This is a genomic window from Prochlorococcus sp. G4PB17, from assembly GCF_059772445.1.
Window position 1 is genome coordinate 1,772,812 of sequence record NZ_CM186288.1, and the last position, 18,256, is coordinate 1,791,067.

Consider the following 18,256-nt stretch of genomic DNA (forward strand, 5'->3'; position numbering starts at 1 on the left):
TAATCATTAAGAATTTTTAGAGAAGGAAAAAATAAGATTTTATGCTAAATATAGCTAAAAATACTGCAAAGGCTATAATCTTAAATGAAGCCATTTATAAGATGAAAGAAGAAAACCAAGATACGAGTAATGGATTTTTAAAAATACAACACATTAATCCAGAGCCAATTGGAATCTATACCATTCCAATTGAAAGGCATTTAAGATATAAAGAAGCAATTTGGAAAGCTTGGAGAGAAGGAGATGAAGATATTCTTCAAGTTTCCACTCCAATTTCAAAGCATTTATGTAATGGTAGCGAACAAAATCTATTCAAGTCTTTCCCTGAGTGGATAGAATTGAAAAATGAATTAACAAAAATATTACTTGATTATATTAAGCATTTAGGACACCTTTGCGATGAAATAGTTATAAATTCTGCATGGCTAAATCATTCTCAAGAGAAGTCAAATTTACCATTTCATTCTCATAGTAATTCATTCATTTCGGCCAATTATTTTGTGAACTTTATTCCTGGTAAGCATAGCGAGCTTGCTTTTAGAAATGACAGAGCTATAGAAGTTACTCCATCAAATTTTCCAACATTTTCGATACCAGAAACCAAGAAAAAAAGTATGTATAATGCTAATTATATAGGTTTGAAAGTAAACGAGGGGGATATCTTGATTTGGAGAAGTCATCAACAACATGGATACTCAACTCCCAATAAAGCTAATGATAGGCTAACACTTAGTTTGAATGCGATGCCAAAAATACTTGATAATGGAAAGTATTCTTTCAGAATAAATTAAACTATAATCAAATTAATCTAACAATTAAAATATTCAAAAGTTTTTATGGATTAGAGAAATATTCATTATTAGGTATGAAATAGATATATATTATTTAGATAATTTATTAACTAATTTTATTATACTTTTTCACTTAGAGATTGATATCGTTTATCTTTTTGCTTGAAAAGAAGTTTTATTTGAAATATTAGGCTAAGTTATTTTTGTTTTAACGAGCTTTGTAAATATAAAGAGACCTTAAATTTATGTCTTCTCTGTGAGGCTGATTAATTTTTAATTGTGGAGAATTAATGTTTAATCTTTTTCTTTTCTGAGTTGGAATTTAGTTGAATAGATCACTTGTATTGTGAAATTGTCGACAAAGTATACGTTGACTATTGAATTAATTTCCAATGATTGATGGTTACTGCTCTGAGAGTAAAAACCTTTTTTCAAGATATAATCTTCTTTATAAGACCTTTACGAAAAATAGATGTGACTGAGAGGAAAACAGATCAAAAGCAAGAAGGGTCAGAGGTGAAGACGTTTCCAGTTACATTCGCTTTAGAGGAAATCAGAGAAAATATTTTTTTCAATGAGAATACAGCTAATAAATCTTCTAAAGAACAAATAACTGAACAAGCATTTCGACAAGGAGTTGCCGCACATAAAAAAGGCAGGCTTCAGGAAGCCGAGCGTCTCTATCGAATCGTCTTGCAATCTCAACCTCTGCACCCTGACGCTAATCATAATTTGGGCGTGTTAGCAGTCTCAGTGAATAAAACTATTGAAGCATTGCCACTTTTAAAAACCGCTCTCGCAGCTAATCCAAAAATAGAACAGTTTTGGATTAGCTATATTGATGCATTGATTAAAGGGGAAGCAGAATCAAGTGGCAAAGAAATTTATTGAAAAAGCAAAGGAGCACGGAGTGAATGATGAGAAGTTAAATGCTTTGCAAATACCGAAGGAACCACAGATTGAAGAATTAAAAAATTAGTGTCGTTTTTCATAAAAATAGACAATTTATTGAAGCAAAAAAATTGGCGTTATCTCGAAGATTTCCAGCATCGGTGGTCGGCTGCTGCCGCTTACTAAAGCAGTGGTATTTAATTCTGGCACAAAAATCTGTGGAAAAACTGGATGTCACCTGCAGCCGACTTGGGTACCACTTGGAGAACTTGCAGGTTGGAAGCTGAAGAAGTTTAGAAGGCATTGATCATCAACGCCACAGCCCCATACCGGGTCTTACTTTATTAATGTAAGCATGAGAAGTGAGCAAAGTCATGAGCAGGAGCAGCTCCCCAGTCAAGCATGCTGCTCATAACAATTGTGCTGTAGGCACTGGGCATCTGAAGAAGTGACTATCAAAGCATAAACAAAGCTATAAGCTTCACAAAAACTATGTTCAAGCTCAAAAGCAACTTGCTACAGCAACTTGAAGAATTGGAAGAATTGAAAATAGTCAGTTTCCTGCCACAGCCAGAAAGCTTTTGGCAACTGAATGGAATCTGGTCCAGAGGGGAGCAGCTGCTCCAGCCATTTACCCTATTTATTATTAGCAGAATAGTGCATTTTCATTGAACATTTTGCCATTGGATTCCACAAAAGGAGTTTGGGAAAGATGGCAGCACCAAATAGCTTGATGATTAAAAAAAAAAATAATGCTGAAAACATTTTTTTTTTTTTTTTTTTTTTTTTTTTTTTTTTTTTTTTTTTTTTTAAAAAAAAAAAAAAAAAAAAAAAAAAAAAAAAAAAATAAAATAATTTATTAATTCATTGAAATTTTAAAATTTCATTAAAAATAATCAAATTATTGAAAAAAAAAAAGAATGGAATATAAGTGACCATGTTACAGCAGCATGATGAGAAATTTTTTTTTTTTTTTTTTTTTTTTTTTTTTTTTTTTTTTTTTTTTTTTTTTTTTTTTTTTTTTTTTTTTTTTTTTTTTTTTTTTTTTTTTTTTTTTTACATAGAAATAAATTAAAATAAATTATTTTTTTTTTTTTTTTTTTTTTTTTTCCCCAGTGTTCATGCACACACACACACACACACACCAAAATCTCACAAAAAAAAAAAAAAAAAAAAAAAAAAAAAAAAAAAAAAAAAAAAAAAAAAAAAAAAAAAAAAAAAAAAAAAAAAAAAAAAAAAAAAAAAAAAAAAAAAAAAAAAAAAAAAAAAAAAAAAAAAAAAAAAAAAAAAAAAAAAAAAAAGAATGGAAATGTGTGACTCCAACAGAAGAGACATATCATTTTCGTGGTATAGTGAGTGTTTCATGGGATCGATATATCAGCAATCTTCGCTTGTTAGTTCATGAATATATGAAACGCTTAGCGAAAGGGAATGCTATTCAAAATACAATCACAATTCGAGTAATGGTTACTCAAAATACAGCTTCAAATGTCAGTATTATAAAGGATTCAAATGACGCTAGTATTATTCTGAAAGAGTGGAATGATTTTGTCGCTGAAAATGAGAAGGAGCTCGGAATGCCTCCTTTTGACCGTAAAAATCATAATGTTGATGATCTTGTGCGAGACAATAATTATTCGTCTACTTCCTACTCCTTGCAGAGGGGGATTAAACTAACTTTCTGGAGAGCATTTACATTCGCTAATACTCGGATAAGCGATGACTATGACTTAAAAGCAACAAGGGAAACATCATATTGTCCACATCCATTTACTGATGTTGGTGTTCTCTGGAATGGCGATGTAACTTTATGCTGTCTTGATCATGATGGGCAATTGAAAGTAGGTAATGTTCTTGACTCGTCGATCGAGGCTGTAATTAATAGCGAAGAAGCTCAAAAATTACGTGCTAGTATGCTTGGAGATCACCCTCTTCCGTCTATCTGTCAAACATGCCAGGAAAGGCCGTTCAAGCGAGAAAAAGCTTAAATTAATAAGAAAGAAAATTGGTAACTTTATAAGTTATCTGAGCTTAATACGGAAAACTTTCTATGCCTTACGGCAATTTATAAGACTTTAGTTTTTCTTTTTACTAATTTTATAAATCACATCCTGTTCAACAATGATGCTTCTATTAGTCGAGAGTGCCAGGTCAGTTTGCTTTCTAATAGACCGATAAGAACAACCTTCATTTCTTAAACGTAAAACTACTCTTTTTTTATTTTTACTCTTTAACTTTTTTCCCTATGGGGCTTTGTCTTTGCGAACTTTGTTGGGCATAACCCATGTATTTACATTCAGGGCTCTCTGGGAAAAGTGGTTTTCTGTAATAAACTTTTTTCTTATTTTCTTGTTCCAAACAGTATGTTATTTCTTGGCTGACTTTTTATTCTGTATCAAATGATTTTTACTGTTAGCATTAACTTTTTGGAACACTAAAAATAAGTATTTTTTCTGTTGATTTTTATCTCTTGAACTAATTATAAAAGTTATAGCAGAACAACTCCTCACACAATCCGTTCTGTAACCAGAGAAAGGCACCCAGGGACACCAGTGAGTCGGGGTGCCTTTCTTAATACCCTTAATAAGTGATCCCTAAGATTAGAAATACAAGACGAATATAATGGATTTGTTTAGTCTAAAAAAAATTTGCATTGAAAATAAATTATCGATATTTGGCAATTACCTGAAAATCAAATTAATGATCCTGCTCAGTAAAATTTATTACCTCATATCCAGTGATTCTTGAGTTGCATCTCCAAAATGGATTTCAAGTTCATTGCTAAAAATATCTGTTCCGTTGATGGGAACGATAAGTGGTAAATCTCTGTAATGAAGCAAATTACTCTCCATGTGTAATTCCTCGAATGAAAAATCCCCCTCATGCTTCCCGCCATTTGTCTTGAATTCTCCTGCTTCTGTTTTCGCCCAAACAATAAACCAATCAAGCTTTTCCAATTTTGTTAGTTTTGTCTCATTCCATTCGTGATAGTCATCACAATCAAACAACTCAATTACCGATAGCTCTATTCTTTTACCATTAACTTCTATTGCTCCTTCGTCTAAGTGGATTTCGTATTCCTCTGCACCGTCTTCTTCAAGAAGAACTTCACTATTTAAAGTTTTCTGTGCTAGTGCCACCATTTTCTCTTTTCTGTCATCCAGAATTTTGCTTATCACTATGGATTCGTCCCATAGATCTTCGTCAAGAACGTATCTAAGGGGGCCAAATCTTTCTGAAAGGGCTTTGTTAGCAGCATCTTTTGCAATCTTCGCTGCCTTTTCACTGTCTTCGTCAAGTTCTTGTTTAAGGCGTCTTATGTCACTTGCTAGAGCATCCATCTTTTTATAGAATTCGCCATAATATTTTCCTTCTCTTGTCTTTTCGGTGGAGTAAAAGACCTTTATGTATTGAATATCGCCGTTGTAAGTAACTTCAAATGACATTAGCCTGGATATCTTTAATTCAAATCATCACGCCTTTTGCTTTGTCTTGCCATACTTAATTCGTGGATGGTTTGACAAGGTTTAACATAAAGTTTTTCCAGGTTTAAAAGTTTTCAATATTCCTTGAGAGAATTATTAGTCTTGGCAATGTTTAATAGACGTTTTGAGCGTAATTATAGATAGTTTAAAAAATATTAAAAAAGCTCTTAACCAGACCATTAAGAGCTTTTTTTAGATTTTTTCAAAAGGTTTTGAAAAAATTGTTGATAGGGTTTAAATGGATTAAGTTCCACTTAGAAGATGCCGGGAATAATTTGCCCTGTTGTTGCGTATGCACCAAAGGCTGCAACAAAGCCAAGCATTGCTGCCCAACCGTTAAACTTTTCTGCTTCAGGAGACATGATAAATTTGCAAATATAAAACAAATATAAAGAAAAAACACTCTCTCTGTGGGTTTTACTCACTTTTTTGATTATGAGAGTTGATGAAAGCTATAACAAAAACTTATTCAAATTTCAGCCATAAATATTTAGCAGTTTAAAAATGAAATGGAAAGAAGCTCTTATTGTTTGGGAGTAATGGGGGGATGTTTGAAATGAGTACTTTTCAGTTGCCCCAACTTCTTTTAATAGTTGCCATTTTGGGACTTACGTCAGATCAGAAGAATCAAGCAAAATGGTCTAAAAACAACAAAAGTGGACCCATAATAGGACGTCCACTTTTAAAGATATGCGATCCTAGTGCCTTAGATCGCTTGCCCTGGTTAAGCTTCCGACGATGCCCTCGTCGGGACTTGAACCCGAGACCTCTCCCTTACCAAGGGAGTGCTCTACCGCTGAGCTACAAGGGCTTGTGGAAAGATGGGCCGGGTTGGATTTGAACCAACGTAGGCGTAGCCAGCGGATTTACAGTCCGCCCCCATTAACCACTCGGGCACCGACCCGATCCACTCAATGAGATTAACAGCCAAGGGTGCTACTTTTATAGAATTTGTTGGTCCTTTGAGGTTGGAGTCGATACCATCATTAAAGATGTTTAATTTAAGAGAAATATGAATCTTTTATTAATCAATGGGCCTAATTTGAATCTTGTGGGGAAAAGAGAGCCATCTATATATGGGATTCAAACTTTGGAGGACATTCAAGAAGAGTTACTTATTTTGGCAAGTGAGCTTGATGCAAACCTTAAATTCTTTCAGAGTAATTCAGAAGGTGAGATGATTAGTTGCATTCAAAATAATGCTGGTTTAGTTGATGGGATATTAATAAATGCAGGTGCCTATACTCATACTTCCATAGCAATTAGAGATGCATTACTGGGAGTTGATATTCCCTATGTGGAAGTACATTTAAGCAATATTTATTCGAGGGAAGAATTTCGCCACAAATCATTTCTTTCTGATAAGGCATTGGGTTTGGTTTGTGGCTTTGGACCAACTAGTTATCAACTTGCCTTAAAAGGAATAGTTTCTTTTTTAAACCGAGTCTGAGGAGCGTATGGATAATTCATATTATCAAGGTGTGGAGAATTTAAAGATTCACTGGCTAATAAATAAAACTAGTGAAAATTGGATAAATCTTGCTATTTCCAATCCAATGGAAATACTTTTGGATCATGCACATTGTGAGCGAAAAGCGGCTGGAGTAGCTCTTCAACTGATGTTTCGTTATGTGAGTGAGCCTGGTCTTTCTGAAGTTTTAAGCCCATTAGCACGAGAGGAGCTTGAGCATTTTGAGAGGGTCTTGTCCATTTTGAAATCCCGTGGAAAAAAATTACAAAAATTAGCATCACCTCCGTATGGGTCGATTTTGGCGAAAAATATTTCTAAAGATGAACCAACACGAATGTTGGATAGTTTTCTAGTTGCTGGACTTATTGAGGCAAGAAGTCACGAGAGAATGAAATTGTTGTCTATGTATTCCCCTGATGTTGAACTTCGTAATTTATACGACGACTTATTAAAAAGTGAGGCTAGGCATTTTGGGATTTATTGGAAGTTGGCAAATGAACGCTTTGATAGAAAAATTTTTACTTCAAGGCTGGGTGAATTAGCTAGGGTTGAATCGGAAGCTTTAGTTGAAATGCACCAAGAGCCAAGGATGCATAGTTGAGTTGTTGTTTTGAATAGGAAGATTTACCAAATTAAATGAAAGTTTTGACCATTACCGGTGTAGGTCCAGGAGACCCCTCTTTATTAACTTTGGCAGCAGTTGAAGCTATTAAAGAGTCTACTGTCGTTTCTTACCCTGTCTCAATTGTTGGAGGAGAGAGCCTTGCTGAGATGATTGCCTCAAAATGGATAACTAAAGATAAAAAAAAATTACCTTTATATTTCCCTATGGTTGATGATTACAGCACATTGAAAAGTGCATGGCGAGACGCTGGTAATAAATTAATGGAGATGGTTAAGAAAGGAGAAAGAGTCGTTTTCCTTGCTCAAGGAGACATCTCACTTTTTTCGACAGGTTCATATCTTTCAAAGGAATTAGAAAAATATAAGACAGAGTGCATCGTTAAGCTTATTCCAGGTGTTTCATCTTTTTCTGCCGCCGCCGCTGTGTGTAAATTGCCACTTGCTCTTCAAGAAGAGCAATTGCTTGTAGTACCAGTACCAGATTCGTCTGAGGTCCTAAAGGTTATTTTGTCTGAAGCATTAATAATGAACAGGGTAGTTGTGTTGCTCAAGCTTGGGAAAAAATGGAAATGGGTTAAACCTGTACTTAAAGAATTAGACCTATTAGAAAGTTCTATATTTGCAGAAAAGGTAGGCTTTTCTGATCAACAAATTTTTAGGGCATCTGACGTACTCCCTGCAAGTAGACCATATTTTTCTTTGCTGTTGATTCGACAAAGATGGCCATCTCAATTGCCATGAATTTCTTAGCTTAATTTAATGAGTTCCTCTTCAAGAAGTCTAATTGCTTCTTTTGGGGTGCTTGCTCTAACCAATTTATGTCTCAGCGAAGAGGCGCCCTGGAAACCTTTGCAAGTCCAATTCATATGTTTCCTCGCAATTAAAAGTCCATGATTACCTTTTTTTGATACAAGTAACTTGAGGTGTTCCAATGACAAACGAACTTTCATGTTTGCGTCTGGTGTCCTAAAAGTTTTTTGATGGTTAATCTCTTCATCGATTTGCCCTATAAGCCATGGCGCACCCATGCTTGCTCTACCAATCATGATCCCATCAGCATTTGTGATCTCGAGGCATTGAATTGCATCACGAGTATTTTTGATGTCACCATTTGCGATAACAGGGATATCTAATGATTTTTTGATTTTTGAAATAGCTTCCCAATTTGCAGTTCCTGAAAAGCCTTGCTTTCTTGTGCGTCCATGAACAGTTATTAACTGAGCCCCAGCATCCTGCAGACCTAAAGCAAAAGAGACTGGATCACTGGTATTTTCACACCAGCCTAATCTTATTTTTACTGTTAATGGAATTGAGATAGCTTTAGAAACCTTTTTGACGATTGTTTGAGCAAGTTCTGGTTCCTTTAATAAAGCACTTCCGCCGCCTTTTTTTGCAATTTTTTTTACTGGACATCCCATATTGATATCTATGAGGAATGCACCATGGGATTCTGCTTTAATTGCAGCATCAATCATTGATTCTGGACGATAGTCAAAAAGTTGAACACCAATTGGTCCTTTCTCTTCTGAAAGCTCATTTACCTTCTCTTCTCCATGACCTAATTCAAGACTTTTAGCATTCACCATTTCAGTAAATAGCAAAGCTTTTGGAGCCCATCTACGTACAAAATTTCTGAATATTTGATCACTGACGCCTGCAAGTGGAGACTGGATAATTGGACACTCCAAAGATCTAGATGTCCCATTACCTGATAAAAAAATCGGAGGTAAAACTTTCATCCTCAAAGTGATCTTGGATTTTTATCAATCATTGCATGAAAACAAAGTATTATCTGCGTTGCTGGCTTCAGAAAATAAACAAACAATACCGAAGGAGGATTTTAAGGCTATTGGTACTTGTAGAAAGGCAATCAATATTAGAAGGATTGTTATTATCGAAGGTTTTTTTGTATTTAATACATCCTTCTTTTTTGAGGTGAATCTTTTAATCGGAGTTTGATTTTTAAATCTCATGTTAGATTTGAGTCTTTGTTCATAGTTGTAGTATGAAGAATTAATCTCAATTTTGACCTATAAAGGGTTAATGATCTTATGAAAGGTAGAGAAATTTGGCCATACCAATAGTTGCAATAATAGGGCGACCAAATGTTGGCAAATCTACATTGGTAAATCGCTTATGTCAAAGTAGACAAGCCATCGTTCATGATGAACCAGGGGTAACAAGAGATAGGTCTTATCAAGATGGATTTTGGAGGGATAGAGATTTTAAAGTTGTAGATACTGGTGGGTTGGTTTTTGAAGACGATAGTGAGTTTCTTCCTGATATAAGAGAGCAAGCAAATCTTGCTCTTGAAGAAGCTGTAGTTGCGCTAGTAATTGTTGATGGCCAGGAAGGTATCACGACAGCTGATGAATCGATCGCTGAATTTTTAAGGTCTCATTCATGTAAAACACTAGTAGTAGTTAATAAATGTGAATCTCCCGAGCAAGGCTTGGCAATGGCAGCTGAATTTTGGAAACTTGGTCTGGGAGAGCCTTATCCAATATCTGCAATACATGGCGTTGGAACAGGTGATTTGCTTGATCATGTAATTACTTTCTTTCCTTCTAAAGATTTAGATGAAGTTACTGATTCACCTATTCAATTGGCAATTATTGGGAGACCAAACGTAGGGAAGTCAAGTCTTCTTAATGCTATTTGTGGAGAGACAAGGGCAATTGTTAGCTCTATTAGAGGTACTACGCGAGATACTATTGATACTCGAATCACTCATGAGGGTAAACAGTGGAAATTAGTCGATACCGCGGGAATACGTAGACGTAGAAGTGTCAATTATGGTCCAGAATTCTTTGGTATCAATCGTAGCTTTAAAGCAATAGAAAGAAGTGACGTCTGTGTTCTTGTTATAGACGCTTTGGATGGAGTAACAGAGCAAGATCAAAGGCTTGCAGGTAGAATTGAACAGGAAGGCAGAGCATGTTTGATTGTTGTTAATAAATGGGATGCTATCGAAAAAGATAGTCATACTATGTCGGCAATGGAAAAAGATATTCGTTCAAAACTATATTTTCTTGATTGGGCGGCAATGATTTTTACCTCAGCACTTACCGGACAAAGAGTAGAGGGTATTTTTGCGTTAGCCATATTGGCAGTTGAACAAAATCGAAAAAGGGTAAGTACGTCAGTTGTTAATGAAGTACTTACTGAGGCTTTGAAATGGAGAAGTCCTCCTACTACTAGAGGTGGCAAGCAGGGACGACTATATTACGGTACTCAAGTTGCAATTAATCCACCAAGTTTCACCCTTTTTGTGAATGAACCCAAATTATTTGGAGCCACTTATCGAAGATATATAGAAAGACAAATAAGAGAGGGGCTAGGCTTTGAAGGGACACCGATTAAATTATTTTGGAGAGGTAAGCAGCAACGTGATGTCGAAAAAGATTTGGCACGCCAACAAAAAGGGACCTGAAACCTGTAATTAATTATGGACTGGTTAAAAAAAATTCCTATTGGTCAATATGTCTCTGGAAAATCTAGCTGGCTTCGTGTCATTGATCCTCGAATCAAACTCTCTTGGATACTTTTGTTTTTGTTAACTCCAATTTTAGCTAACTCTATTTGGAGAGTTTCAACAGCCTTTGCTCTTTTGTTGATTACATTCTTTAGCTTTTTACCGTCTCGTATTTGGTGGCGATCACTATTATTCTTAATAGCATTTTCCTTGATTATAGGCCTCTTATCGATTGTTTTACCTGCAAGTGAAGCAGCAAGTGAATTGACTATAAGAGCGCCTGATGAAATACCAGGAGCAATTGTTATGTCTCGATCATGGGAGATTTTTAGGGTGGGACCATTTAATTTCGGTAGCATTTCACTAGGACCGTTAGTTATAGATCGTCGATCTGCAGAATTAGGTGTTAAAACTTCGACTCTAATTTTTACAGTTATTCATAGTGTGAATTTGATGTTACTGACCACTCCTCCTGAAGACCTTGTATGGGCAATAAGGTGGTTTTTTTCTCCTTTAATTTTTATCGGATTACCTTTAGAAAAATTGTCATTTCAACTCCTTTTGGCATTACGATTTTTACCTCTAGTTCAAGAAGAACTTCAAAATCTCTTTCGATCAATAGCTTTGAGAGCAATTAATTTTAGAAAATTGGGACTTAAAAATACATTAGTTTTTTTTGTATCTATCGGGGAAAGACTTTTGTCAAATATCTTGCTTAGAGCGGAACAAGGAGCTAATTCTCTCATGTTAAGAGAGGGGCTTTGGTTATCTTCCGAGCAACTTAGGCCTTGCATTGTTATTGATCCTAGATATTTATGGATTAATTTATCCTCAATTCTTTTGCTTTTGATAGCTATTAGCTTACGTTGTATGTATGGTACATCTTAATTAAATAAAATTTAAGATTTGAACGCTGAACGCTACCTAAATCATCCAACTTTTGGCATGCTATATCTAGTGTCACCAGCAACTAATGGTAGAGATGTATATGCAACTTTATATGCACAGAAAATATTTTTTTTAGTTACTTTGCAACCAAGAGGAGCGACTTTTGAAGTTATTCCTTATATGGATGCTAGACACTATTCGGAAATGCATTTGTCTAAATCGAGAAGAGAGAAATCTCCAGATATTGAAGTTTGGAGAGAATTATTTAATCAAACTTTTATTTGAGTTTACTTTGATTTGCGCCCATGAGTTTAAGAAACTAAGAGATTCCTTACCCATGGGGGTGAGTTTACTTGCTGTCAGCAAGGGGCATCATCGAGATTCTATAAGGCAACTTTCTTGCTATGGTCAGTTGGATTTTGGAGAAAGTCGATTACAAGAGGCTATCCCTAAGAAACATGACCTAATTGATTTAAATCAACTTCGATGGCATTTTGTTGGTACTTTGCAGAAAAATAAAGTTCGAAGGGTTATTAAAGAATTTGATTTTATTCATTCAGTTGATTCTTTACCTTTGCTTGAGAGAATTTCTAGAATTTCAGAAGAAGAAAAAAAAACACCGAATATATTTTTACAAGTAAAATTTAGAACTGATCCCAACAAAGGTGGATTTTCAAAGCAAGAACTTTTAGAAAGCTGGTCCAAGATTATTTCTTTTAAGAATATTCATTTAATTGGCCTTATGACAATTCCACCAATAGCTCTAAATTCGTATCAAAGACAAGAGTTATTTACTGAATGTAGAAATCTTGCAAATTATTTGGGGATAAAGGATTGCTCAATGGGAATGAGTAATGATTGGCAAGAGGCAATAGCAGGAGGGGCTACATGGATACGTTTAGGTTCTCTTTTGTTTGGTAAACGTCGAATCTAGGTAAATAATGGAAGATATGAAAAAACTAATAAAAAAGCTTGCCCCTTATCTTAAGTAGCGTTATCTAAGTATATGGTTCATTCTTCAATATTGTTGAAGATGTATCGCTTGTTGGCTTATCCAACTTTTTAACAAATCATCCCGAGAGGATTATCTGGTGTCGCTTATTTCCCGTCTTCGTGCTGTCGTCGCTGGCGATGACTTTTTAGATAGTGATTTTGATGAGCTCGATTACGAAACAAGCGACGATTTTGAAAATTTCAATAGAGCCAACAAAGGAGGAAGTGGAGAGATGTCAACCATTTCTCAGCCCAACCCTTTTGATGGCCGTAATGGTTATGGTTCATCAAATGTCATTGGTATGCCTGGTATCGCAACTAACGATTCTGAAGTTAGCTTGATGGAACCACGTAGTTTTGATGAAATGCCAAGAGTGATTCAGGCTTTACGTGAGCGTAAAACAGTTATTTTAAATCTAACAATGATGGAGCCCGATCAGGCTCAGAGAGCTGTTGATTTCGTTGCAGGTGGGACATTCGCTATCGATGGACATCAAGAAAGAGTTGGAGAAAGTATTTTCCTTTTTGCACCTTCTTGCGTAACTGTAACTAATTCTTTTCAAGAGGAAGCATCCCCTTCAAGTATGACTAATAAAGGAACAGATTTGATTGCTAAGGAGTCTTCTCCTGCTCCAGAGCCTGCTTGGGGGGAGACAGTGGCCACCGCTCTTTGAAAGATTAAATAGATTGGAAAATTCCATTGGTATAATTGGTTTTGGCCGTATGGCTAAAGCTATTATTTCCCCTCTTTTGGAAAGAGGGGAATACAAGCCTGAGAATGTTATTGGAATTGTTGGGAGTGCCTCAAGTATTCCATCTTCAAATAGTGGTCTTCCTCAAGGAGTAAAAGTTTTATCTAGTGAGGATAGTTTGTCTGTAGATGTATGGAATGTTCCAATAAAGTTATTGGCTGTAAAACCTCAACAATTCAACAAAATAAAGGAATCCGTCTCAACATTTCAATGCAATGAGCAGTTCCCTAAACCTTTATTAATTTCAATTTTAGCTGGAATAACATTGAATAGTCTTACTCGTGCTTTCCCTGGACACACATGTGTAAGAGCTGTTCCGAATACTCCTTCACTGGTCGGAGAGGGACTTACTGGTCTCGCATGGGGAAATGACATAACTTTGGAGCAAAAGAATGCAGTGAAAAAGATTTTTGAACCGATCAGTGAAATATTTGAGTTAGAGGAGAAACAGCTTGATTCCTTCTTAGCTCTAACTTCTTCAGGACCTGCATATATAGCGCTAGTGCTTGAAGCAATGGCTGATGGAGCTGTTGCGGCTGGATTAACACGCTATTTGTCCAATCAATTAGCACACAAAACACTTTCTGGAACTGCATCTCTATTGAGAAAAAAAGGTTTACATCCTGCTGAACTTAAAGATATGGTTGCTTCTCCAGGAGGGACTACAATCAGCGCTCTTCGACACCTTGAACTTGCGGGCTTGAGATCCGCTTTAATTGAAGCAGTTGTCGTGGCATCTCAGAAGAGTCGTCAATTGGCTGAAGAGATTTCGAATGATATGAACTAAGTAAGTTTGAATATAGATTTTCAAGTGAGTCAATATTCTGTTGAAGTGTATATTTTTCCTCCACTCTTAAACGTGCACGTCTACCTAATTCGTTAGTGAGTACTGGTTGGTCGCGTAAAACAGGTAAAAGAGTCCTTAACTGAGAAGTGACTCCTTCAGTATTTAGTATGATTCCTGCACCATTTTCAAGGACTTCTCCATCGGCTCCTGCATCAGTTGCCACGCATGCTGTACCAGTTGCCATGGCTTCGAGTAAGGCGATTGATAATCCTTCTACAAGGCTTGGAAGTAAGAAAACCTCAGCGAGTTGAAGAAGTGCGACTCTTTTGTTTTGATCGGCTTCATATCCCCACCAGATGACATTATCTTCTTTATTAAATATTGCATTATTTTCAAGAGTAGGCCTTAGCGGTCCATCTCCTACAATTACTAGTCGACATCCATTTGGTTGAACAAATCTCCATGCACGCAGTAAAGCTTCAACATTTTTTTCAGAAGCTATTCTGCCCATATAGATAAAGATTCTCTCAGAACCTAATTTTTTCCTGATTTCTAATTGAAGGTTATTTAGTGTATTTTTCGGATTAATGGGACACCATTTTTTTATGTCAATTCCGTTGGGTATTACATCAAGTCGGCTTTCTTTTACACCTAGTTTTGCAAGTACTTCTGCTTGCATATCCGAGAAAACAATAACTTTGTCATACTTAGCTAATGATGGTGCATAAAGTTGGTAGGTAAGTTGCTGTGTATTGGCGGTAAGATTTCTCAGCTTTGAATCGAAAGCTGGATGAAAAGTTGCGATTAAAGGTAAATTAAGTTGATGACAAAGTTCAGGAAGACGAAAATCTAATGGAGAGAGAGTCAGACTTGCATGGACTAAATCAGGTTTAAGCCTTGAAAGAGATTCTCGAAGCTCTCTTTGAGCATTCAAAGAAGGTATTGTGTAAACCTGAGATTTAATTAAATAAGGAAGACTTACATCAGGATCATTTGCAAGTAGAGAGGTCTTATTATTTCCCTCTCTAAGTGGATTATCAAAATGAATAAAACTTGTTTGATATCCTCTCTCTCTAAGCTCTTCAGTCGTGCTTAGCCCGTAACAGACGTTTCCGCAGAAAGGTGTTTTTTTGCCTAGCCAGGCTATATGGGTCAAACTCTAAAAGAACCGGTATTTTAAATTAGCAGCTATCCCATATTTCTTCTCAAACTATTGTTAAAGGTTAAATAATTTATAAATATGGTGTATAAAATAATAATTTAGTTCAAATATATTGGTCTATTTAGTATTTAGATCATTGCTAATTAATACTTCTCTCATCATTTGGAGAGATGCGATTTTTTTTTGTAAATGAGTATCGATCCATACTTCAACTATTTTTAATAATTTCAACCAAACATGTTTAGGACCTAATAAGTCTCCATTGCTATGAAAAGGTATTTTTTCTAGTAAAAGTCTTTGAAGTAAAGCAAGCTCAGATGGATTTAGCTCAATATTTGCATTGGCTATTTCTCCAATAGCAAAACCTTCTTCGGGAAGAAAACTACACTTCCAGTTCCATTGTCCAATAGGTGGTAAAAGTTTGGTGCCAGAGTGACAACAATTTTGAAGGGGTAAGCAATACCCTCCTAGTGCCAATAAATGCATACATGATTGGACACTTATTGCTAAAGCTTGTAATGAATCAAATTCTGCTTTATGTAAGTCGTCGAGTCTATTTAAATGAATTAAAACCATTTTAAGCAAATCTTTTTGCGGATCTTCATTCCCAACCATAATCATTAATAATTCTGAAATTGCTTGAGCAGCTGAAAGCGTTTCTAAATGCTTACCAAGATTCCCATAACTCTTAATAATCTTTATTTGTGTAACTTTCTTAAGACCTCTTTTCCCAACTATATGTAAGTCTAAAAAATTAAAAGGAGATGTTGCTCCCAGTCTACTTTTGGGTTTCCTAGCTCCTGGTATTGCAAGACGTGAGATCCCATTCTCTTCAGTTAGTATGGTTAAAAGCCTGTCATTTTCGCCTAGAGGTCCAACTTTTAAAGATAGTCCTTTCACTCTTTGAGTTAAACTCATTTATCTTGATTCTTTTGCTCTTGGTTAATTTCAAATCCAAAGGTTGTACCTATATAAGTTGACCCTGCATCAATGATATCCATTGCTTTATCAAAAGTCTTAATACCTCCAACTGCCTTAATAGAACAGCGATTATTAACAATTTTAGCAACCTTCTGAATTTGATTTTTATCTATAACAGTGCCAAAACCATTCCCGACTTGAATACCATTTGCGCCTGCATCAATTGAAGCATTTATTGCTGAGGAAAGTTTTGATGAAGTTAAAAGTGTATTTGAATCAATTATGACTCTTATAGGAATAGAAAGTTCACTTAATTGATTTATTTCCTCCGCAAAAAGTTCAATATTCCCCTCTTGTAATGCAAAATAATTTGGAACAATATCTAATTCTTCTGCTCCTTTCTCAATTGCATATTCTGCTTCTTTGAGTTTGTTATAAGTTGGGATAAATCCAAAAGGAAATGCAATTACTGTTATTAATTTTGTAGTACTTTTTCTTCCTAACCTTTCACGGACAATTGATATGTGAGAAAGACAGGTGCATAAACCTGCAAAGCCAATTTGCTTTGATCCATCACAAATCTGAACAATCAGATCTCTTTCTAAATGAGGATTTAAGACTGCTTGATGAATTAAATGAGAAATATTGGTATTTGCTTCTCCTAAACTATTTTTTACCATTTGAGTTTTAGCTAATTTTTTTCTTGGATGACACCATATCCTCCATGATTTCTCTTGTATATGACTCGTAATCCTGATCCCTCTTCCTCTCTAAACAAATAAAAGTCATGATCAATAAGATCTAATTGGGCTCTTGCTGTTTCAATACTCATTGGGAGCATTTCAAAATATTTGCGTCTAACCCCTGGACTAGGGAGATGAGGTGCTTTCCCCTCAATGAGTGAATTATCTGAAGAAGAATAATTTTGAGTGTCTTCATTTTGGATAGATTTTGTTGACTGATTATTATGAGCATGATGAGTGTTATGCCGCTCTTTATACTTGCGTAATTGACGTGCAAGTTTATTTGCTACTAAGTCGATGCTTGCATAAAGATTTTCACTTCTTTCTTGCGCTCTTATTACTGTTCCATTTGCGAAAACAGTCACCTCTGCTGTTTGTTGGGGTACCCGCGGATTTCGAGCAACTGAGAGGTGGACATCAGCTTCTTGCACCATTTCTTGGAAATTGTGAGTTGCTTTATCAATTTTTGTTTTGGTGTAATCACGAAGCGATGGAGTTAATTCAAGATTGCGTCCATGAATAAGAAGCTTCATTTTGTTTCGCCTGAATCAGGGCCTTATAGCAACTTAGATCTAACCCCTCAACTTGCACAATCTTCTTCCGCTTTTCTTTTTGAACCTAAAAATATTGTGCCATTTGAGACTGCCTTATGTTGGCAGAAGAAATTTCAGAAAAGCCTTATTGAAGAACCGTTCTCACCGCAAGCAGTATGGTTTCTTGAGCACTTTTCTTGTTTCACAATAGGTAGAGGAAGTGACAAAAAAAATTTGTTATTTGAAGAAAATAAATCTCCTTTACCCATTTTTAGTATTGAAAGAGGAGGTGAAGTCACGCATCATATGCCTGGACAGGTCGTGGGATATCTAGTTTTAAATTTAAGTCTTCACAAAAAAGATTTATCTTGGTATCTGAGAGAATTGGAACAAGTGGTGATCGATGTCCTTGACTTGTTGGGAATAGAGGGAAAGAGGGTGGATGGCTTAACAGGAGTTTGGTGTGAAGATAAAAAGGTTGGCTCAATAGGAATTGGTTGCAAGAGATGGGTAACTCAACATGGATTCTCACTAAATGTAGATTGTGATCTTATTGGTTTTGAGAAGATAATTCCTTGTGGACTGGATAAAGTGAAATTAGGTAAATTGAGTGATTGGATACCTGGCATCAAAGTCTGTGACGTTAAGCCTCTTTTAAGGGAATCTGTAAAAAGACGTTTTAAATTGAACTGGGAAAACATATAAATTGACCTTTAAGTATTACTAATGGAATAAAAAAT

General features: G+C 35.5%; 21 protein-coding genes and 2 tRNA genes. 14 read left to right on the forward strand and 9 right to left on the reverse strand.

What is annotated here, in order from left to right; all coding sequences use genetic code 11:
• Positions 1–101: 101 nt before the first annotated feature.
• From AC6EJB_RS10055 to AC6EJB_RS10065, 3 genes are all read left to right on the forward strand, one after another.
• Positions 102–791: a putative 2OG-Fe(II) oxygenase gene (locus AC6EJB_RS10055; RefSeq protein WP_498491318.1), complete on the forward strand. Its 690-nt coding sequence runs from the start codon at positions 102–104 to the stop codon at positions 789–791.
• Between the two features lie 399 nt (positions 792–1,190).
• The gene (locus tag AC6EJB_RS10060) at positions 1,191–1,682 is read left to right on the forward strand and encodes a tetratricopeptide repeat protein (RefSeq protein WP_498491319.1); all 492 of its coding nucleotides are present in this window, start codon (positions 1,191–1,193) and stop codon (positions 1,680–1,682) included.
• Positions 1,683–3,034: 1,352 nt separating this feature from the next.
• Complete coding sequence (locus AC6EJB_RS10065) at positions 3,035–3,670, forward strand: SPASM domain-containing protein (RefSeq protein WP_498491321.1); 636 nt, start codon at positions 3,035–3,037, stop codon at positions 3,668–3,670.
• Between the two features lie 735 nt (positions 3,671–4,405).
• On the opposite strand, the gene AC6EJB_RS10070 is transcribed toward AC6EJB_RS10065, so the two are convergent.
• From AC6EJB_RS10070 to AC6EJB_RS10085, 4 genes are all read right to left on the reverse strand, one after another.
• Entirely contained in the window at positions 4,406–5,128 is a 723-nt protein-coding gene (locus AC6EJB_RS10070; RefSeq protein ID WP_498491322.1) for a hypothetical protein, read from the reverse strand.
• Positions 5,129–5,421: 293 nt separating this feature from the next.
• Positions 5,422–5,529, reverse strand: coding sequence for a high light inducible protein (locus AC6EJB_RS10075; RefSeq protein WP_269617134.1), 108 nt, complete (start codon positions 5,527–5,529; stop codon positions 5,422–5,424).
• Between the two features lie 377 nt (positions 5,530–5,906).
• A tRNA-Thr gene (locus tag AC6EJB_RS10080) sits at positions 5,907–5,978 on the reverse strand.
• A gap of 11 nt (positions 5,979–5,989) precedes the next feature.
• A tRNA-Tyr gene (locus AC6EJB_RS10085) sits at positions 5,990–6,071 on the reverse strand.
• Positions 6,072–6,179: 108 nt separating this feature from the next.
• On the opposite strand from AC6EJB_RS10085, the gene aroQ reads away from it, so the two are divergent.
• From aroQ to cobI, 3 genes are read left to right on the forward strand one after another with little or no spacing between them, the layout of a single operon-like run.
• Positions 6,180–6,617: a type II 3-dehydroquinate dehydratase gene (gene aroQ, locus AC6EJB_RS10090; protein ID WP_498491323.1), complete on the forward strand. Its 438-nt coding sequence runs from the start codon at positions 6,180–6,182 to the stop codon at positions 6,615–6,617.
• A 7-nt stretch (positions 6,618–6,624) separates the two neighbouring features.
• Complete coding sequence (locus tag AC6EJB_RS10095; protein WP_498491325.1) at positions 6,625–7,239, forward strand: MiaE family protein; 615 nt, start codon at positions 6,625–6,627, stop codon at positions 7,237–7,239.
• A 35-nt stretch (positions 7,240–7,274) separates the two neighbouring features.
• Positions 7,275–8,003: a precorrin-2 C(20)-methyltransferase gene (gene cobI / locus AC6EJB_RS10100; RefSeq protein WP_498491327.1), complete on the forward strand. Its 729-nt coding sequence runs from the start codon at positions 7,275–7,277 to the stop codon at positions 8,001–8,003.
• Between the two features lie 5 nt (positions 8,004–8,008).
• On the opposite strand, the gene dusB is transcribed toward cobI, so the two are convergent.
• The gene (gene dusB, locus AC6EJB_RS10105; protein ID WP_498491329.1) at positions 8,009–9,001 is read right to left on the reverse strand and encodes a tRNA dihydrouridine synthase DusB; all 993 of its coding nucleotides are present in this window, start codon (positions 8,999–9,001) and stop codon (positions 8,009–8,011) included.
• Between the two features lie 13 nt (positions 9,002–9,014).
• Between dusB and AC6EJB_RS10110 the strand changes: the two genes are divergently transcribed.
• The 7 genes from AC6EJB_RS10110 to proC all read left to right on the forward strand — a co-directional run bounded on the left by AC6EJB_RS10110 (position 9,015) and on the right by proC (position 14,157).
• Positions 9,015–9,221, forward strand: a complete 207-nt coding sequence (locus AC6EJB_RS10110; protein ID WP_498491330.1) for a hypothetical protein — start codon at positions 9,015–9,017, stop codon at positions 9,219–9,221.
• A gap of 109 nt (positions 9,222–9,330) precedes the next feature.
• Complete coding sequence (gene der, locus AC6EJB_RS10115) at positions 9,331–10,695, forward strand: ribosome biogenesis GTPase Der (protein ID WP_498491331.1); 1,365 nt, start codon at positions 9,331–9,333, stop codon at positions 10,693–10,695.
• A 15-nt stretch (positions 10,696–10,710) separates the two neighbouring features.
• Positions 10,711–11,625, forward strand: a complete 915-nt coding sequence (locus AC6EJB_RS10120) for an energy-coupling factor transporter transmembrane component T family protein (RefSeq protein ID WP_498491333.1) — start codon at positions 10,711–10,713, stop codon at positions 11,623–11,625.
• 18 nt (positions 11,626–11,643) lie between these two features.
• Positions 11,644–11,910 carry a PipX family protein gene (locus AC6EJB_RS10125; protein WP_498491334.1) on the forward strand — a complete coding sequence of 89 codons (267 nt, stop codon included), beginning with the start codon at positions 11,644–11,646 and terminating at the stop codon, positions 11,908–11,910.
• 7 nt (positions 11,911–11,917) lie between these two features.
• Complete coding sequence (locus AC6EJB_RS10130; protein ID WP_498491335.1) at positions 11,918–12,559, forward strand: YggS family pyridoxal phosphate-dependent enzyme; 642 nt, start codon at positions 11,918–11,920, stop codon at positions 12,557–12,559.
• 157 nt (positions 12,560–12,716) lie between these two features.
• On the forward strand, positions 12,717–13,292 hold the full coding sequence (locus AC6EJB_RS10135; RefSeq protein WP_498491337.1) for a cell division protein SepF: 576 nt from the start codon (positions 12,717–12,719) through the stop codon (positions 13,290–13,292).
• Between the two features lie 13 nt (positions 13,293–13,305).
• Positions 13,306–14,157, forward strand: a complete 852-nt coding sequence (proC, locus tag AC6EJB_RS10140) for a pyrroline-5-carboxylate reductase (RefSeq protein WP_498491338.1) — start codon at positions 13,306–13,308, stop codon at positions 14,155–14,157.
• On the opposite strand, the gene AC6EJB_RS10145 is transcribed toward proC, so the two are convergent.
• The 4 genes from AC6EJB_RS10145 to hpf form a co-directional block, all read right to left on the reverse strand.
• Complete coding sequence (locus tag AC6EJB_RS10145) at positions 14,039–15,313, reverse strand: glycosyltransferase family 4 protein (RefSeq protein ID WP_498491339.1); 1,275 nt, start codon at positions 15,311–15,313, stop codon at positions 14,039–14,041. The genes proC and AC6EJB_RS10145 overlap by 119 nt on opposite strands.
• A 123-nt stretch (positions 15,314–15,436) precedes the next feature.
• The gene (gene recO, locus AC6EJB_RS10150; protein WP_498491340.1) at positions 15,437–16,237 is read right to left on the reverse strand and encodes a DNA repair protein RecO; all 801 of its coding nucleotides are present in this window, start codon (positions 16,235–16,237) and stop codon (positions 15,437–15,439) included.
• Positions 16,234–16,920, reverse strand: coding sequence for a deoxyribose-phosphate aldolase (gene deoC / locus AC6EJB_RS10155; protein WP_498491341.1), 687 nt, complete (start codon positions 16,918–16,920; stop codon positions 16,234–16,236). The genes recO and deoC overlap by 4 nt, the downstream gene beginning before the upstream one ends.
• An 11-nt stretch (positions 16,921–16,931) precedes the next feature.
• Entirely contained in the window at positions 16,932–17,516 is a 585-nt protein-coding gene (hpf, locus tag AC6EJB_RS10160) for a ribosome hibernation-promoting factor, HPF/YfiA family (RefSeq protein WP_498491342.1), read from the reverse strand.
• Here hpf and lipB point away from each other — a divergent pair.
• A complete protein-coding gene (gene lipB / locus AC6EJB_RS10165; protein WP_498491344.1) occupies positions 17,499–18,221 on the forward strand; it encodes a lipoyl(octanoyl) transferase LipB in 723 nt (240 codons plus the stop codon). The two genes, hpf and lipB, sit on opposite strands and share 18 nt — an antisense overlap.
• Positions 18,222–18,256: the final 35 nt, after the last annotated feature.